Annotated in this window: 1 protein-coding gene; it reads left to right on the forward strand. The window is 44.8% G+C overall.

The window, feature by feature from the left end:
- Positions 1 to 163 precede the first annotated feature (163 nt).
- Complete coding sequence (locus EJ063_RS20575; RefSeq protein ID WP_000251069.1) at positions 164 to 457, forward strand: CII family transcriptional regulator; 294 nt, start codon at positions 164 to 166, stop codon at positions 455 to 457.
- Positions 458 to 520 lie beyond the last annotated feature (63 nt).

Genomic DNA, 520 nt, shown 5'->3' on the forward strand with positions numbered 1-520 from the left:
GAAGAGGTAAAGCCCTTCCCGAGTAACAAAAAAACAACAGCATAAATAACCCCGCTCTTACACATTCCAGCCCTGAAAAAGGGCATCAAATTAAACCACACCTATGGTGTATGCATTTATTTGCATACATTCAATCAATTGTTATCTAAGGAAATACTTACATATGGTTCGTGCAAACAAACGCAACGAGGCTCTACGAATCGAGAGTGCGTTGCTTAACAAAATCGCAATGCTTGGAACTGAGAAGACAGCGGAAGCTGTGGGCGTTGATAAGTCGCAGATCAGCAGGTGGAAGAGGGACTGGATTCCAAAGTTCTCAATGCTGCTTGCTGTTCTTGAATGGGGGGTCGTTGACGACGACATGGCTCGATTGGCGCGACAAGTTGCTGCGATTCTCACCAATAAAAAACGCCCGGCGGCAACCGAGCGTTCTGAACAAATCCAGATGGAGTTCTGAGGTCATTACTGGATCTATCAACAGGAGTCATTATGACAAATACAGCAAAAATACTCAACTTCG

Origin of the sequence: Vibrio aquaticus, from assembly GCF_003970385.1 — a bacterium.
Classification (GTDB): Bacteria; Pseudomonadota; Gammaproteobacteria; order Enterobacterales; family Vibrionaceae; genus Vibrio; species Vibrio aquaticus.

What these genes read in the sequence shown, in the direction of transcription:
- EJ063_RS20575 (WP_000251069.1), top strand. Translation starts at nt 164, where the DNA reads ATGGTTCGTGCAAACAAACGCAACGAGGCTCTACGAATCGAGAGTGCG.